We start from the raw sequence: 16,137 nt of genomic DNA, 5'->3' as shown, positions 1-16,137 counted from the left end.
CTTTCGACGGTTTCCCTCGAATCGCCGGACGAGCGGGCGATCCGTCGGCGATCGAGCCGTCCCGCAACCGACAGTATAAGTGCTAGACTGACCTTCGCTGTCACATGCGCGAGGCCGACCGAACGACCAGGCAACGACTCGCCGACGCCTTACGCGCCGAGCCGTCGACCCCGAGCGAACTCGCGGCCCAGTTCGACCTGACGCCCCACGCGGTGATCGGGCACGTCGAACACGTCTCCCAGTCCGTCGATGGCGACGAGCAACTGCTCGTCGCGCCGCCGACCTGTCGGGACTGCGAGTTCGACGACTTCGACGACCTCGTGAACCTCCCCTCCCGGTGTCCGTCCTGCAAGAGCGAATCGGTCGCGGAGCCGACGTTCACGATCGAGTGACAGTGGCGCGGACGGCCGCCTCGAGGTGTCGCTCCCGCCCTCGCCGTCGCGACCGAGCGATCCGTCGACCCACAGGTCAACCGTCCCGACAGTCGCCGGTGGCAATAAACTCGGGTCGTTCCGACACCCATATTTACCGGGCAACCGTGAAATCGGTACGAACCCTCGAGTCGAACGGGGCGCGGTGGCCTTCTCGCGGCCGCTCTCGCCGATGTCGGCCGTCGCGTGTCCGAGGGCGAGACGGGAAAGGAAAACTACGAATGACTGCTACGTCTAACTCCGAGTTCGACTGTGCCGAATTCGCACTGGCGCTGCTCGAGTGGCTCGACGACCGTTCGGACGACGAGGTCCCCGCCGAAGCCGGGACCGTCGACGACGCCCTCGAGTTGCTCGCCAGCGAACGGCGGCGGCTGTTCCTCCAGGTTATGCGGACCTACGGTGAGGCGATCACGCTCCCCGACGCGGCCGAGGAAGTCGCGGTGCGGGAGACCGGCGACGCCGTCCGCGAGCTATCGGCCGAACGCGTCGCCGACGTCTACATCTCGCTGTACCACGATCACCTCCCGCGGCTGGTCGACGCCGGGCTACTCGACTACGACCAGGAACGGGACCTCGTTTCGCCGGCGCGGCTCTAAGATCAGAACTCGACGTTCGACCGCGACGCCAGGTCGAATTCCTCGTTCTCGTCCTCGATCGGTCCCCTGCCGACGTAGGCGTAGTCGTCGTCGGTCAGGTAGACGTCGCCCTCGGAGACGGTCACCTCGAGTTCCGCCAGCGTCGCGCCCTCGCAGGGGCCGTAGGTGCAGTAGCCGGAGTCGGCCTCGAAGTACGCGCCGTGGTTCTCGCAGACGATCTCGCCGTTTCGCATCGCCGCACCCGACCCCTTGTCGAGTTTGATGTGGGTGAAGTGCTGGCAGTAGTTGAGCCAGCAGGAGACGGACGGGTGTTCGCGCGTGCGTCGGTTCCCGTCTCCGCCGTCTCGGTCTTGCGCTGCCGTCGCATCCGTTCCGTCCCGGACGAGGATGGCCTCCTGCCGGTCGTCGCTGTCGCCGTCACCGTCGCTACCTTCGGGTTCGACCCGAAAGACCAGCGTCGACTCGGCGGGAACCTCCTCGAGCGGGGCGATCCGTGCCTCGGCTTCCATCGCCGCTCCGTTTCGGGTGGCTCGAGGTGAACGTTTCGGCTCGTGGCGCCGGCGACCTGCCGCGTCAGTCGAGCGTCTGACGGAGTTTTAACACCGCGACTGCGCAACGGAGCGTATGAACTCCCTGCTCGTCTACGGGTCGTACGGCTACACCGGGCGGCTGATCGCCTCGGCGGCCGTCTCGCGGGGGTGGTCGCCGATCGTCGCGGGGCGCGATCGGCACCGGGTTCGCGACCAGGCGGAAACCCTGGGGCTGGAGTGGCGGGCGTTTTCGCTGGACGACAGTCGTGAGCGCGTCGTCGCCGCCCTCGAGGACGTCGACGCCGTTCTCAACTGCGCGGGTCCGTTCGTCGACACCGCCGAACCGGTGGTCGAGGCCTGCCTCGAGACCGGAACGGACTACCTCGACGTTACCGGCGAGTTCTCCGTGTTCGAACGGCTCCGCCAGCGGGACCACCTCGCTCGCGAGGCCGGCGTCACGCTGCTACCCGGCGTCGGGTTCGACGTCGTCCCCTCCGACTGTCTGGCGGCCCACCTCGCCGAGCGACTGCCGACTGCCGACCGGGTCGCGCTCGGGATCAAAAGCGGGAGTTCGCTCTCGCGGGGGACCGCCCGGACGGCTCTCGAGGGCCTGGGCGAGGGCGGCGTGATCCGCCGGAACGGTCGCCTCCTGCAAGTGCCGGCGGCGTATCGAACGCGCGAGATCGATTTCGGCAACGGGCCCGAACACGCGGTCACGATTCCGTTCGGCGACGTCGTCACCGCGGCCCACGGCACGAACCTGGACTCGGTCGAGGTCTACCTCGCCGCGCCGCCCTGGACGTCGCGGGCGCTGTCGGCCCTGGATTCGATGGGCCCGCTCTGTGACACCGGCCCCGTCGAACGACTCCTCGAGCGGGCGGTCGACGCCGCGTTCGACGGGCCCGACGAGCGCGAACTCGCGACCGACCGGGGGGTCGTCTGGGGCGAGGTCGAGGACGACGCCGGACGGCGGGCCCGGGCCCGACTCGAGACACCGAACCCGTACGCGCTGACCGTCGAGACGGCGCTGGCGGCGAGCAAGCGCGTCCTCGAGTCCGCGGACTGGGGCGTCGACTCCGGCTTTCGGACCCCTGCCACGGCCTTCGGGAGCGACTTCGTCCTCGAGTTCGAGGGTACCAGCCTCGAGACCCTCGAGGACCCGGACCTCGAGCGAGGGTGTCACGAGGAGTCGGAACCGGCACCCTCCCGCGTCGCGTCCGACGGCTGAGGTCAGTCCTCGCCCGGCGTGCTCCCGCGCTCGTCCATCATCGACTGGGTGCGCTCGATCCAGCCGCCGCGGTAGAAGCCGACGACGACGTAGATCGTCGCCCACAGGTAGTAAACGACGATCGAGGCGTAGACGGCCGGGAGGCCGTAGCCGAGCCGGATCCCGAAGACGTACGAGACGCCGACCATCCCGAAGAACATGCCGGTGATCCTGCCGATAAAGGGCGTCGTCGTGTCGCTCCCGCTCGTGAGCGCGCCGGCCAGGACGACGTAGAGCACGGTCACGGGGGCAGCGACGGCGTAGGCCGCCGCGAAGGCGGCCGCGTACCCCCGCGTGGCCGGGTCGTCGGTGAAGAAGGAGACGAACCACTCGGCCCCGACGAAGAGGACCGCCCCGAGTGAGCCGACGGTCGCGACTCCAAGCGCCGCGGCCGCCCAGCCGTTGTACCGCGCCCCCGCCGGGTCGCCCTCGCCGAGGGTCTGCCCGACGACGATGCTCGTTCCCGTCCGGTAGCCCCGCGAGAGCGGGCCGGTGAGTTGCTGGTAGACGCGACGGCCGATCTGGTAGGCGGCGTTGACCTCCGTCCCGAAGAACAGCAGGATGGAGTTGAACGGGAACTCGAGGACGGTCGTCACCAGCCCCTCGACGATCCGCGGGGCGCTGATCGCGAGCAGCTGGCGGGTGATGGTCCACTCGGTCGGCCGGACGAAGCCGGCGGGGGTCCAGGCCCCGTAGATGGCGGCGGACAGCGCCACCGCGGAGAAGACGTTGCCGACGGCGGTCGCGATGCCGACGCCGACGATCTCGAGGGTCGGCGCGGGACCGAGTCCGAGCCCGAGGACGACCGTCCCGACGATGTTGAGGGCGTTCGAGACGCCGTTGACGTACATCGGCGTGCGCGTGTCGCCGGCCCCCTGGATCGACCGCGCGGCCACGAGCGCGATGTGGCGCGCGGGCGTCGTCGCGAAGATGATCGCCAGGTAGAGCCCGCCCATGCGGGCGACCTCGGATTCGGCGCCGAGGACGGCGATGGCCCACCGCCCGAGACCGTAGCCGAACAGCACGAACGGGATTCCGGCGACCGCGCCCAGCAGTATCGCCTGCGTGATCGCCTCGTCCCTGTTTGCCGTCGCATCCGCGCCGGTGTCCTGGCTCGAGAGCGCGATGACGCCGCTGCCGAGCCCGAGGCCGATCCGCAGCGGCAGGCGGGCATAGAGGTCCGCGAGCCCGACGGCCGCGACGGCTGCGGGCGAGAACAGGCCGGTGACGGCGACGTCGGTCGTCCGCATCAGCGTCCGGAGGAACTGCTCGACCATGACGGGCCAGGAGAGGTCGAGCACGCGCCGCCAGACGCCGAGCAGCCGTCGTCGTCCTCCCGATAGCACGCCGAACACTCGCGTCCTCCGCCGCTTGAACCTATTGAAGGCGGCATTCGAGAACACCCCGGGTGCGGCTCCCGAACCGAGCCGCCGTCACCGAGGCTCGAGTCCGACGCCCTCCGCCAGGAGTTCGTGAGAGCGGAGCGCGTCGTCGTGGTCGCCGACGACGTGCTGAATCATCACCTCGTCGACGCCGACGCGATCCGCGAGTTGCTCGAGCAGGCCGGCGAGCGTCTCGGGGCTTCCGGAAATCGCCCGCGGCCACTCGCCCGACTCGAGCGTGGCGGGCGTCGGTTCGGGGACGCCGCCCAGTTCGTCGATGGCTTCCTCGACCGACGGCGTCGTCCCGACGACGCCACGTTGCATTCGCTCGAACGACGCTTCGGCGACCGCACGCTGACGCGCCGCCTCCTCGTCGGTCCCGGCGCAGACGGCGTTCACCGCGACCATGCCCTCCGGTTCGTCGATACCGCCGGCAAGCTCCGACGCTCGGAATTCCTCGCGGTACGTCTCGAAGGACTGGACGGCGAGGTGCGGGCGGATGAACGCCGCGAAACAGTAGCGCAGGCCGAGTTGGCCCGCGATCGCCGCACTCGAGGGGCTCGAGCCGAGCACCCACGGAACGGGCGGTTCCGCGTCCGACCGCGGAATCTCGAGGTCGTCGTAGGCGTGTCCATCCGGAAAGTCGTCGTAGAGGTGGTTGACGACGGCTTCGATCTTCTCGGCGTGATCCTCGTCCGGGTTTTGTACGCGACGGGACGTTCCGAGGGCGCGGTCCGCGGCGGGCGAGCCGTTCGCCCGCCCGAGGCCCGCGTCGACCCGACCCGGCGCGAGCGCGTCCAGCGCGCCGAACGCCTCCGCGACCTTGAACGGACTGTAGTGGTTGAGCAACACCGCGCCCGATCCGAGCCGGATCGAGTCCGTTTCGGCGGCGAGGTGTCCGAGCAACACTTCGGGCGTCGTTCCCGCGATGGTATCCGCCATCCCGTGGTGTTCAGCGACCCAGAACCGCGTGAAGCCGAGTCGTTCGGCCTGTCGTGCGGCCTCGACGGTGTTTTCGTACGCGTCGGTCGCGGTCCCGTCGTCGGGAACCGGAGAGAGATCGACTGCAGAGAGTTTCATACGTCCACTCGGAAACTGCGAAAAATAACGGTTGGGCTAGCGGTAACAGGACTGCTCGACGTGCTCATCGTACAGTCTCGAGAGACGAGCCGTAACCGGCCCGGTCCCGACCTCACGGCCGTCTATCCGCTCGATCGGGCGCAGTTCCCAGGTCCGGTTCGTCAGGAACGCCTCGTCGGCCTCGAGAACGTCCTCGAGTTCGTAGGCTCCCGTGCGAGTCGAACTCCCGGCGTCCGCTGCGAGTTCGAGGACGATCTCTCGAGTGATACCGGGAAGGACTGGACCGTCCGTCGAGGGCGTGTGCAAAACGCCGTCCCGGACGAAAAACAGGTTGCTCGTCGCGCCCTCGGCGACGCAGTCGTCGGCGTCGAACAGGAGGGCTTCGTCGGCGTCCGCCGAGAGTTCCGTTCTCGCGAGGATACCGTTCAGGTAGTTGTGCGTCTTCGCGCTCGAGGGCAAGGCTGCGTCGGGAATTTTGCGCGTGGTGACCGTCTCGACCGTCGCCGGCCCCTCCCAGACGGACTCGCCCGCGAGTCCACCACGCGGGAGCGGCTTGACGTAGATCACGACCGTGGGATCGACCTCGAGTTGGGGCGTCAGCTTGCCGGGCTGGACGCCACGCGTGATCGAGAGTCGGACGTAGGCGTCGGCGAGATCGTTGGCCGCGAGCGTCTCGTCGATCCGGCTGCGGAGGTCGTCGGCCGAGAGGCCGTGCTCGAGAGACAGCGTCTCGCAAGTGGCCTCGAGGCGGTTGGCGTGACGCTTCCACTCGAATATCTCGCCGCCGTAGGCCCGAAGCGTCTCGAAGGCGGCGTCACCGTAGCGAAACCCCCGATCGTCGACACTGACGCTCGCCTCGCTCGCCGGGACGAGGTCGCCGTCGACGTGATAGAGTCGGTCGTCGGTCATGGACTCTCCTCGTTCGTCTCGCTCATCTCGCTCGCCTCGCTCGCCGCGAACCGGCAGAAGTTCTCGATCATTCGCTTGCCGACGCGAAGCGAGATGCCGTCCCCGCTGGCGGCGTCGTCGTGGCCGCGCGTGAGGATGCTCTCGGGATGGAACTGGACGCCGACGTGGGGCCGCTCGCGGTGGCGAACGGCCATCAGGACGCCGCGATCGTCGGTCGTCCGGGCCGTCTCCTCGAGGACGTTCGGCAGGTCGTCGCGCTCGACGGCCAGCGAGTGGTAGCGCCCGACCTGGAACGTCTCGGGCAGGCCGTCGAAGATTCCCTCGCCGTCGTGGCTGACGGTCGACGGTTTCCCGTGGACGACGTCGGGGGCGTGGACGACGGGCGATCCGTTGGCCGCACACAGCGCCTGATGACCGAGACAGACGCCGAGGATGGGGTACTCGGTCTCCTCGAACAGCGGGATCGAGATGCCCGCCTCCTGTGGCGTTCCGGGGCCGGGCGAGACGACGATACCCGTGGGATCGAGATCCCGGAGGTCCGCGAGGTCGATCGCATCGTTTCGCCGGACGACCACCTCGTCGGCGACCTCTCCGACGTACTGGACGAGGTTGTAGGCGAACGAGTCGTAGTTGTCGATCACCAGCAACCTTTTGCTGCGGTCACTCGCTGGCGCTCGTTCCCTGGCAAACCGTTGATGAAACCCTTTCCTCCCTCCCGGTGGTCGGTCGTCGGGCCGTTCGCTCGTTTCCACTCGCTCACGGGTGCTATCGGTGTCCGTCATCGTACTTCACCTCCATCGCTCTCGAGGGCCATTCGGGCCCGTTCGCCCAGTGCCTCGTCGACCGCGTTGATGAGCGCGCGGGCCTTGTCGAGCGTCTCGTCGTACTCACGGTAGGGATCGGAGTCGTGGACGATCCCCGCGCCGACCCGGAGGTGGTACTCGTCGCCGTGGCGGACGAGCGTCCGGATCGTGATGTTCAGCGTCGCCCGGCCGTCGAAGCCGAAGATCCCGACGCTGCCGGTGTATGGGCCCCGACGCGTCGCCTCGAGTTCGTCGATTATCTCCATCGTCCGGGGCTTCGGCGCGCCGGTGATCGTCCCGCCGGGGAAGACCGCGGCGACGGCCTCGGCCAGTCCCACGTCCGGCCGGAGCCGACCGGTCACGTTCGAGACCAGGTGCATCACCTCCGAGTAGCGGTCGATCCGCCGGTACTCCTCGACCGTCACGGAGCCGTACGTACAGACCTTTCCGAGGTCGTTTCGCTCTAAGTCGACCAGCATCGCGTGTTCGGCGCGTTCCTTCTCGTCGGAGCGGAGGTCTGCCTCGAGTTCGGCGTCCTCCCCTGGCGTTTCCCCGCGGGGGCGGGTGCCGGCGATGGGTTCGGTGCGGACGAACTCCCCGCCCCGCTCCCGCGGACGCCGTCCGCTCACGGCTTCGCCGCTCTCTCGTCCTCTGTGCCTCGCACCGCTCGAGTACGAACGGTCCGGGACGGGCGACACCTCGCGCTCGAGCAGGAGTTCCGGGCTCGCGCTCACCAGGTCGGCCGCGCGAAATTCGAGCAAACAGGAGTAGGGCGCGGGATTGACCCGCCGGAGGGCGTCGTAGGCCGCGACGGGGTGAACCGCCGCAGGTGCGGTCAGCCGCTGGGAGACGTTCGCCTGGAAGGTGTCGCCGTCGCGGACGTACGCCTTGACTTTCCGGACGCGGTCGGTGAATGCCTCGCGCCCGCAGTCGCTCTCGAAGGTCGCCTCGTCGGTCTCGACCGGTGGCTCGCCGACGTCCGGGTCGCCCTCCCGGACGGCTCGAGCGAGCTCGAGCGCCCGCTCGCGACCCCGTTCGTACGCCCGACGGAGTTCCTCGTCGTTGGCGGAATCCGGTTCCGGAACGCGGGGACAGGCCGTTACACGGAGCGTGACTCCTTCGTCCTGGTCCTCTCCATCACGCTCGCCCTCGCTCTCGCCCTCGTCCTCGTCCTCGCCTCCGACCGGCGCTTCCCATGCTGCCAGCCGATCGTAGACGCCGACCTCGAGTCGCGGCAGGCCGCGGTCGTCGACCGCCGAATCCGGCGAGTCGAGATCCTCGATTTCCCGGGCGACGTCGTAGGAGAGCCAGCCGACGGCCCCACAGGGGTAGGGAACGTCGCAGTCACCGCGGACGAGTCGATCGCCCGCGAGCAGCCCCTCGAGTGCGGCGAGCGTCGGCGAGTTCGCGTCCGCCGAGGTGTCCCGCCCGACTGCGTCGGGACCGACAGTCAGCCGGTCGATCGGATCGACGCCGAAGTACCCCCAGCCGGGCTGGCCGCCCGTCGTCTCGAGGAACGCGCCGCCGTCGCCGTCGGCACCGTCGCGCGCCCGCCGATAGGCGAGGAACGGGTCCTCGACGCCGACCCGGACTTCGACGGGGACCCGGACGCGGACGGGCCCGTCGGCGGTACTCTCGTCGTCACGAACCGCTGCTCGAAACTCCTCGAGGGACGTGACGACGCGCGGATCGCTCATACGGTCCGGAACGAAACGGGTGACTAATCGTCTTTCGGTCTGCGGAGTTTCCGGGCAGGATCAGGCTACTCGAGCGGTTCGGGACTGGGGACTTTCGAAGCCGGAGTCAGGAAACGGGGACGAAACGGGGACGGAAATCGAGACGAAAAACTCGGGATCAGCGCACTTCGGCCCGGTCGATCCAGCCCTGGATGCGCTTCTCGGAGATGTCGGTCTGCTCGGCGAGGGCGGCCGCGTCGGCGTCGGCGAGGTCGGGGACGGTCTCGACGCCGGCGTCGGCGAGTCGGTCGGCGTAGGCCGGGCCGATCCCCTTGATCTCGTCGACGGGTTCGCCCGTCTCGCTCTCTGGGGCTTCCTCGTCTGGGGTCTTCTCCTCCACCGGGGCGGCGTCCGCTTCGGTCGGTCCGGTGGCTTCGGCGGGTTCGGCGGCCGCCTCGGGTTCGTCGGTCGGTTCGGTCATCGAGCCGGTCGAACTCGAGGCGGTGGTACCGGCCGCGGCGGGTTCGGGCTCGTCCGTGGTTTCAGTCTCGGTTTCGGGTTCAGTTTCGGTTTCGGGTTCGGGTTCGACCTCTTCGACCGCGGCCTCGGTCTCGGTCTCGTCGGCATCGGGTTCCGCCGCGTCCTCGTCTTCGTCCTCGTCTTCCGCTTTCGCTTCTGCCTCGGCTTCGGTTGCTTCGGCCTCTTCGATGGAGACAGCAGTTTCGTCCTCGGACTCGGCCGGCTCGTCCGCGCCGTCGATTTCTTCGGGCTCGCTCGAGGTCGCGCTCGCGGGCGGCTCCGCGGGGGTCGTTCCGTTCCTGCTCGATTCCGGCCCCGACCGCTCCCGCTCGACCGTGACCCCGACGTCACGGCCGTTCTGGGGCTCCGAACTCGAGTCGTCGAGTCCCAACAACGACTTCAGCTTTTCGAGGATTGCCATTATCACGATATAGTTGGTTTCATCACTTAAATTCCTCTGATGCGTCAACCGAAACGACCTGTTGGACCGGCGACTCGAGGTCCGATAGCCGAAATGGCGTCCGGCCGTCGGAGACGGGAGCTCCGGGTCAGAGCCGGGCGCGGAGCGCCTCGTCCATCGTCGATACCGGCGCGTCCCGCCCGGTCCACAGCTCGAACGCCTCGACGCCCTGATAGAGCAACATCCGGGCCCCGTCGACGGTCGTCGCGCCGGCCGCCGCCGCGTCCGAGAGCAGCCGGGTCTCGAGTGGGCGATACACGGCGTCAAGCACCGCGAGGCCGCCGTGGAGCGCTTCGGCGGGAACCGGCGTCGCGTCCTCCTCCATCCCGACGCTGGTGGCGTTGACGAGGATCTCCGCGTCGGCGAGCAGGTCCTCGAGGGTCTCGAGCCCGTGGCCGGTCGCTCCCGGGACCTCGTCCGCGAGGTCGTGTGCCTTCGCCTCGGTACGGTTGGCGATCGAGACCGTCGCCCCGGCGTCCGCCAGGCCGAACGAGATCGCTCGGCCGGCCCCGCCTGCGCCCACGACGACGGCGCGCGCGCCGTCGACGGTCACGTCCCGCTCGCGCAGCGCGCGGAGCGCGCCCGCGGCGTCCGTGTTGTGGCCCGTCGGCCGGTCGCCCGAGAAGTCGATCGTGTTGACCGCACCGATCCGGTTCGCCAGTTCGTCGGCGGCCACCAGGTCGGACGCGAGGGCGTCTTCCTTGAACGGGATCGTCACGTTCAGTCCCGCGATCCCCAGCGCCGCCGCTCCCTCGAGTGCGGTCTCGAGGTCGTCGGGTGCCGGTTCGAACGTGACGTAGCGAGCGTCGATCTCGAGGGCGTCGTAGGCCACCTCGTGCATCGGCGGTGACAGCGAATGGCCGACGGGGTTGCCGACCAGTCCGAACACGTCCATGACTACGAGTCGAGGCCGGGGGAGTATAAATCGGTCAGGATCGGTCGTCGCGTTCGGGTTCGGGCGCGGGCTCGCCGTCCGGGCGGTCCTCGTGGTCCCCACGGTCGGGTTCGGGTTCGGGTTCGGGTTCTCGCTCCGAGTCGCCGTCTTCCTCGATCGTCTCGTCCCCTCGAGCGTTCGACCCGTCCTCCCCCTCCCGGCTTCCGGTCGGTTGGCCCTCCACGCCCACGCTCTCGTCCGTGTCGCTCGAGACGGTCACGAACTCGTAGGTGGCGATCTCGGTCGCCTCGCAGACGCGGCACCGATCGACCGGCTCGTCGAACTTCGCCCCGCAGTGTCGACACTCCCGGAGCACGCCGTCGTCCGAGTCGTCGGACCGTTGCAGGAATCTCGGGAGGAGGTCTCCGAGCGCCATATCGGTCACCCGTTCACTCCCCTGGTCGGTGCCGGTTCTGCAGTCGGTCGTCCACTGTTGCGCCTGCTATCGATGGTTCTGGCATGATCGATCACCGCCTCTCGATACCGCTCGTCCGGGAGTCGTTCTCCCCGGAACCGTCGAACCCGCGCAGGGTCGGTTCGTCGCTCTCGTTGGGCGAGAACACCGTCACGACGTCGTTCGGTTGGATCTCGGTGTCGCCGTGGGGCGTGATGACGGCGTCGTCGCGTTCGATCGCGACGACGAGCGTGTCGTCGTCGACGATGTCGTTCTCGGCGGCCTCCTCGAGGGTTCGGCCCGCGATCGGGGCGTCCTCCTGGACGGTCACCTCGACGACCTCGGCCCCGCCGGTGAGGCTGATGTAGTCGGCCAGGGGCTCCCGACGACGGCCGTCCGCGGGGCCGTACGGCGCGTACGGGAAGTCGTGTTCGTTCTGGAGGAGGAACTCGTCCTCGATCTCGACCCCCAGGCGCTCGAGTTCGCGGCCGACGCGTCGCAGGTCCGTGGTGTCGGTGCCGACGGCGAGAACGTGCAGGTTTATCTGGCCGCCCATCAGCTCGCGTACATTGATGATGCCCGGTATCGTCCCGATCTTCCGGGCGACACCTTCCACCTCTCCGAAGGGAGCGTGACACATGAACAGATTCATCAGCGAGCCGTCGGCGTGTTCGAAGTCGACGGTCGCATGGTAACCCTCGATGATGCCGTGGTCCTCGAGTTGTGCGATCCGGTTGCGGATCGTCGCCCCGGAGACGCTGACCTCCTCCGCGATCGCCGGTGCCGACGTGTTCCTGGCGTCGGCCATCAGCGCGTGGATGATCCGGCGGTCGATTTCGTCGAGCCGATAACTACTCCCGTTGCCGTCGCCCATAGGGCCCGTTGTGTGATTGCGGAATATATACCCCGTGCATTTTTCTCCCGCGTAATCATCACCGTGAATATTTTCGCATCGAAAGAATCCGGCGAAGTTATCGGTCGCCGTTAGACGTCTGCAGAACCGACCAGGGGCCGTCTCGAGCATGCTACGCACTCGAGTGTGATCGGTCAAGCGGCCGTTGACCGCGGGCTTACCCCTGGTCGGTTGCGGTCGGACCCTCGGGAACGACACGACGATGCGGGGTGGCGAGCACGGGCGAGCACGGCGGGGGATGGCTGGGACATCCGTGCACGGATTTTATGTTCGGGACCGGGGTACAGAGAGTATGTTACGGCGGGGACCGTGCTCCCGATGGTCGTCAGATGGCCGTTCTCGAGCGCGAGGGCGAACACACGAACGAACAGGGATGGGGTCGAGATCGATCCACGAGTCGCCCTTTGACCGACCGACGCGAAATCGCACGACTATTCGCTGACCCATGCATATCGTTATCATCGGAGCCGGCGAAGTCGGCCGGGAGATCGCCGCCAATCTTCAGGCGGCCCACGACGTCGTCGTGGTCGACAGCGACCCGGCCGTCATCGAGGACCTGACCTACTCGCAGGACGTGCTCGCGATCAGGGGTGACGGTACCGAAATCGGGACGCTCCGACAGGCCGACGTCGAGCGTGCGGACCTCGTCATCGCCTGTACGGACGACGACGAGGCCAACATCGTCGTCTGTGGTGCGACCAGGACACTCAGCGACGCGTTCACGATCTGTCGGGTCCGCCGACGGAGTCTGCTCGAGACCTGGGAGGGCTCGCAGGGAGCGTTCGGCGTCGATTTCATGGTGTGTACCGACCTCCTGACGGCCCAGACGATCTACCAGATATCGGGGTTGCCGGCGGCCCAGGACGTCGATATGTTCGCGGGCGGGCTCGTTCGCATGGGCGAGTTCGAGATCGGCCCGGAGAGCCCGGTCGCCGGCCGAACCGTCGAGGAGGCCGACCGGTACGACTCGCTGACCTTCGCCGTGGTCTTCCGGGGCGAAGACATGATCATCGCGACCGGCGAGACGGAGATACGGGCCGAGGACCGGGTCGTCGTCCTCGGGAGTCCCGATTCCGTTCGCTCGTTCGCCGACGACATCGTTACCCCCGACAGGGACGAAACCGAGGAGGTCGTCATCGTGGGTGGCAGCGAGGTCGGGTTCCAGGTCGCCCGCGAGTTCGAGGAGAACGGCTATCGGCCGCGACTGATCGAACAGGACCGCGACCGCGCCCGCGAGATCGCCGAGGCGCTGCCCAGAACGGTGGTTATGGAGAACGACGCGACCGACACGGAGTTTCTCGAGCGCGAACACGTCGACGAGGCCGACCTCGTGGTTGCCACGCTCGACAGCGACGAAAAGAACCTGCTCGTCTCGTTGCTGGCCGACCGCATCGGCGTCGAGCGGACGGTGGCGGTCATCGAAAACACCGAGTACGTCGACCTCTTCGAGACCGTCGGCGTCGACGTCGCGGTCAACCCTCGCGAGGAAACCGCCGAGGAGATCGTCCGCTTTACCCGCGCCGACCACACCGAGAAAGTCGCCATGCTCGAGCACGATCGGGCCGAAGTAATCGAGATCGAGATCAGCGAGGACAGCCCGCTCGCCGGCCGCGAGATCGCCGACGCGACGGCGGACTTCCCGGACGGGATCGTCATCGGAGCCATCTCCCGGCAGGGCGACCTCATCACGCCCCGCGGCGAGACGGTCGTTCGCCCGGACGATCACGTCGTCCTTTTCGTCGACGCGGTCGTCCTCGACGACGTGATCGACCTCGTTTGACGCGACGCGTCTCGTCTCGTCTCGTTTCGGATCCCTTTTGAATCGTTCTCGAATACCTCCGCTATGCTCTCCGGAGTCGGACTCTTCGTCGTTCTCCTGCTCGCCGGCGTCGTCGCCCTCTATGCGGGCGCGGAACTGCTCGTGGCCGGGGCCGGACGGCTCGCGCTCGGGATCGGCCTCCGTGCGGCGACCGTCGGAGTCACGGTGATCGCGTTCGCGACGACCGCCCCGGAACTGTTCGTCTCGGTGATCGGCGCGCTCGAGGTCTCGACCGATATCGGCCTGGGTGCGATCCTCGGGTCGAACGTCGCGAACATCGGACTCGTGCTCGGGATCTCGGCGCTCATCAAGCCACTCTCGGTCGGCGAGACCGTCATGCGCCGCCACGTGCCGTTCATGGTGCTCGCCGCCATCCTGCTTGTGGTCGTCGGCGCGAACGGGGAGATCAACCGCCTCGAGGGGGCGGTGTTCCTGCTCGTGCTGGCGGCGTTTACCGCGTACCTGCTGTACTACACGAACGCCGATCCGGCTCCGGAACTCGACGACCCGGGTGCCGGCGACGGGATCGCGGTCAAAGACGTCGCGCTCGTCCTCGCCGGGCTGGTCGCGCTCGTGCTCGGCTCGCGATGGCTCGTCTCGGGCGGGACCGGACTGCTGTCGGCGCTTGGCTTCTCGGACCTGTTCATCGGGCTGACGGTACTGGCGCTTGGGACGTCGCTGCCGGAACTGGCCGCGTCGGTCGTCGGGGCCGTTCGCGGACAGACGGAGTTCGCCATCGGCAACGTCGTCGGTTCGAACATCTACAACGTCCTCGCGGTCCTGGGAATCGTCGCAGTGATCACGCCGATCGATATCGCGCCGAGTACAATCCGCTTCGAACTACCGGTGCTCGTCGCGTTTACGATCTTGCTCGTGGGGATGATGGGATACGGCCGCCGGCTCACGCGACTCGACGGGGCCGGACTCGTGGCCGGCTACGTGGCGTTCGTCTACTTCCTCCTGCCCTGATCGGTCGGCTCACAGTGGGAGCGGCGTCGTTCCCTCGTCTCCAGTCTCCATTCCGTCGTCGCAGTGTTTCTCGGCCAGGCGATCGAGTCGCGGTCCGAGGTGTTCGCGCAACAGCGACACCAGCGGGTCGTCCCCGCCGGTCCCGGTGATCGCCATCGTCCGCGGCCCGCCGGTCGCGTCTACCCCCCGATCCGCGACCGACACCAGCATGGCGCGTTCGCGGTCGGCGAACACCAGCCGTCCGTGGCCGACCCGGTCGGTCGGGAAGTTCAACCAGTCGAGCCGTGGCTCGCAGACGATCGCCCCTGGGACCGCCGCGCGAACCGTCTCGCGGACCTGTTCCGAGCGGGAGCCGACGTAGACGTCGACCCCGCGGTCGACGGCCGCGCGCCACCGCTCGAGGTATCGCCCGCGGAGCATTCCGTCGTCGGGTACCGTCACGACGAGTTCTTCGGTCGCGTCGTCGGCGAGTTCGTAGCCGTGTTCGACGACGTTTTCGGCCCCCTGTATCGTCCAGCAGGGCGTCGAACGGTCGTCGGAGGCAACGCGCCCGCGATCCCCGCTCGCGTCTCGCCGTCGCTCGCGCTCCCCCCGTGCGTCGAGGAGCCCGAGCCGATCGGGTATCGCGCCGAGCGGGCTCTCGGCGACCCAGTCGGCGCGCCACAGCTCGGCGTCGGTCGCGATCGCGACCGTCCCGTCCGCGCGGTCGTACTCGACGAGGTCGTGTTCGCCCAGCGCGGGCAGGTCGGCATGGACGAGATCGGTCGCGATCGACGAGCACTCGTCGCTCGAGACGTCGACGAGCCGACGGTCCCCCTCCCGGGCCGCGACCATCGCCGCGAGATCCTGGACCGGAACGGCCCCGCGTCGGGTCGCAAGGACCTCACAGATCGTCCGGCGGCGCGGCGGGGCGAGCACCTTGAGTGCCCCGTCGAGCCGGTCGCTCTCGAGCGATCCGTCGCCACCGAGAAGCGTGCGGATCCAGGGTGTCTCGAACAGCGGGTGATCCGTCCGCGACAGGGTTCTCTCCCCGCTGCCGGACCCCCGGGCGACGACGCCGGCGTCGGCGAGCATGGGCGCGTGGACGTGGATGAGCGACACCCGAACGCGGGAACACTGCTCGTTGGCGACGATCTGCTGGCCCCGCTCGCGGGCCGCGATCTCCGTCGCGAGCGTCGACAGCGCGACCCCGTCGGCTTCGTGGTCGAGAAGGATCTCGAGGAGCCGCCGACGGCGGGCGTCGGCGAGGATCTCGAAGGCGGTGGTCGTCGGGCTGTCGGGTTCGGGGGGCGAACTCATTGGACGATACAGCCGACGAATGCGGGTAAGGAGTGTACCAGCGTTGTCTGGTACGAAGGGGTAATATTTGGCCGTGTTCCCACGGATCGGCCGCTTCGGGGGCTAGGGCGACGGTATTCGATTCGAAACGGCTGTCGGGCCCGGATGGGTGGTCGA

16 protein-coding genes are annotated in these 16,137 nt (G+C 68.3%); 5 read left to right on the top strand and 11 right to left on the bottom strand.

The features are described 5' to 3' along the window. The first annotated feature begins 104 nt into the window (after positions 1–104). Together CHINAEXTREME_RS01365 and CHINAEXTREME_RS01360 are read left to right on the top strand one after the other, a co-directional pair. Positions 105–392 carry a transcriptional regulator gene (locus tag CHINAEXTREME_RS01365; protein WP_007142306.1) on the top strand — a complete coding sequence of 96 codons (288 nt, stop codon included), beginning with the start codon at positions 105–107 and terminating at the stop codon, positions 390–392. A 260-nt stretch (positions 393–652) separates the two neighbouring features. Further along, on the top strand, positions 653–1,027 hold the full coding sequence (locus tag CHINAEXTREME_RS01360) for a DUF7344 domain-containing protein (RefSeq protein WP_007142307.1): 375 nt from the start codon (positions 653–655) through the stop codon (positions 1,025–1,027). 2 nt (positions 1,028–1,029) lie between these two features. Here CHINAEXTREME_RS01360 and CHINAEXTREME_RS01355 read toward each other — a convergent pair whose 3' ends face one another. After that, entirely contained in the window at positions 1,030–1,536 is a 507-nt protein-coding gene (locus CHINAEXTREME_RS01355) for a Rieske (2Fe-2S) protein (protein WP_007142308.1), read from the bottom strand. A 115-nt stretch (positions 1,537–1,651) separates the two neighbouring features. On the opposite strand from CHINAEXTREME_RS01355, the gene CHINAEXTREME_RS01350 reads away from it, so the two are divergent. Next, positions 1,652–2,785, top strand: coding sequence for a saccharopine dehydrogenase family protein (locus tag CHINAEXTREME_RS01350; RefSeq protein ID WP_007142309.1), 1,134 nt, complete (start codon positions 1,652–1,654; stop codon positions 2,783–2,785). A 2-nt stretch (positions 2,786–2,787) separates the two neighbouring features. Here CHINAEXTREME_RS01350 and CHINAEXTREME_RS01345 read toward each other — a convergent pair whose 3' ends face one another. From CHINAEXTREME_RS01345 to CHINAEXTREME_RS01305, 9 genes are all read right to left on the bottom strand, one after another. Continuing rightward, the gene (locus CHINAEXTREME_RS01345) at positions 2,788–4,101 is read right to left on the bottom strand and encodes an MATE family efflux transporter (RefSeq protein ID WP_007142310.1); all 1,314 of its coding nucleotides are present in this window, start codon (positions 4,099–4,101) and stop codon (positions 2,788–2,790) included. Between the two features lie 156 nt (positions 4,102–4,257). Continuing rightward, positions 4,258–5,286, bottom strand: coding sequence for an LLM class flavin-dependent oxidoreductase (locus CHINAEXTREME_RS01340; protein WP_007142311.1), 1,029 nt, complete (start codon positions 5,284–5,286; stop codon positions 4,258–4,260). Positions 5,287–5,322: 36 nt separating this feature from the next. After that, positions 5,323–6,195: an aminotransferase class IV gene (locus tag CHINAEXTREME_RS01335; RefSeq protein ID WP_007142312.1), complete on the bottom strand. Its 873-nt coding sequence runs from the start codon at positions 6,193–6,195 to the stop codon at positions 5,323–5,325. After that, on the bottom strand, positions 6,192–6,836 hold the full coding sequence (locus CHINAEXTREME_RS01330; protein ID WP_007142313.1) for an anthranilate synthase component II: 645 nt from the start codon (positions 6,834–6,836) through the stop codon (positions 6,192–6,194). The genes CHINAEXTREME_RS01335 and CHINAEXTREME_RS01330 overlap by 4 nt, the downstream gene beginning before the upstream one ends. A gap of 137 nt (positions 6,837–6,973) precedes the next feature. Then, entirely contained in the window at positions 6,974–8,695 is a 1,722-nt protein-coding gene (locus CHINAEXTREME_RS01325; RefSeq protein ID WP_007142314.1) for an anthranilate synthase component I family protein, read from the bottom strand. A gap of 157 nt (positions 8,696–8,852) precedes the next feature. After that, the gene (locus CHINAEXTREME_RS01320) at positions 8,853–9,614 is read right to left on the bottom strand and encodes a helix-hairpin-helix domain-containing protein (protein WP_007142315.1); all 762 of its coding nucleotides are present in this window, start codon (positions 9,612–9,614) and stop codon (positions 8,853–8,855) included. A 127-nt stretch (positions 9,615–9,741) separates the two neighbouring features. After that, positions 9,742–10,548 carry a shikimate dehydrogenase gene (locus CHINAEXTREME_RS01315; protein WP_007142316.1) on the bottom strand — a complete coding sequence of 269 codons (807 nt, stop codon included), beginning with the start codon at positions 10,546–10,548 and terminating at the stop codon, positions 9,742–9,744. 34 nt (positions 10,549–10,582) lie between these two features. Next, the gene (locus CHINAEXTREME_RS01310; RefSeq protein ID WP_010546483.1) at positions 10,583–10,963 is read right to left on the bottom strand and encodes a hypothetical protein; all 381 of its coding nucleotides are present in this window, start codon (positions 10,961–10,963) and stop codon (positions 10,583–10,585) included. A gap of 91 nt (positions 10,964–11,054) precedes the next feature. Beyond that, positions 11,055–11,855: an Lrp/AsnC family transcriptional regulator gene (locus tag CHINAEXTREME_RS01305; RefSeq protein ID WP_007142318.1), complete on the bottom strand. Its 801-nt coding sequence runs from the start codon at positions 11,853–11,855 to the stop codon at positions 11,055–11,057. Positions 11,856–12,339: 484 nt separating this feature from the next. Here CHINAEXTREME_RS01305 and trkA point away from each other — a divergent pair, with 484 nt between their 5' ends. Both trkA and CHINAEXTREME_RS01295 read left to right on the top strand, forming a co-directional pair. After that, the gene (gene trkA, locus CHINAEXTREME_RS01300) at positions 12,340–13,674 is read left to right on the top strand and encodes a Trk system potassium transporter TrkA (protein WP_007142319.1); all 1,335 of its coding nucleotides are present in this window, start codon (positions 12,340–12,342) and stop codon (positions 13,672–13,674) included. Between the two features lie 63 nt (positions 13,675–13,737). Further along, on the top strand, positions 13,738–14,682 hold the full coding sequence (locus CHINAEXTREME_RS01295) for a calcium/sodium antiporter (RefSeq protein WP_007142320.1): 945 nt from the start codon (positions 13,738–13,740) through the stop codon (positions 14,680–14,682). 9 nt (positions 14,683–14,691) lie between these two features. Here the strand turns inward: CHINAEXTREME_RS01295 and CHINAEXTREME_RS01290 are convergent, their stop codons facing one another. Beyond that, positions 14,692–15,981, bottom strand: a complete 1,290-nt coding sequence (locus CHINAEXTREME_RS01290; protein ID WP_007142321.1) for a DUF7344 domain-containing protein — start codon at positions 15,979–15,981, stop codon at positions 14,692–14,694. Positions 15,982–16,137: the final 156 nt, after the last annotated feature.

Source organism: Halobiforma lacisalsi AJ5 (assembly GCF_000226975.2).
In the GTDB taxonomy this organism is placed as follows: domain Archaea; phylum Halobacteriota; class Halobacteria; order Halobacteriales; family Natrialbaceae; genus Natronobacterium; species Natronobacterium lacisalsi.
The sequence above is the reverse complement of the archived record's forward strand: the minus strand, read 5'-3'. Positions and strand labels throughout refer to the sequence as shown.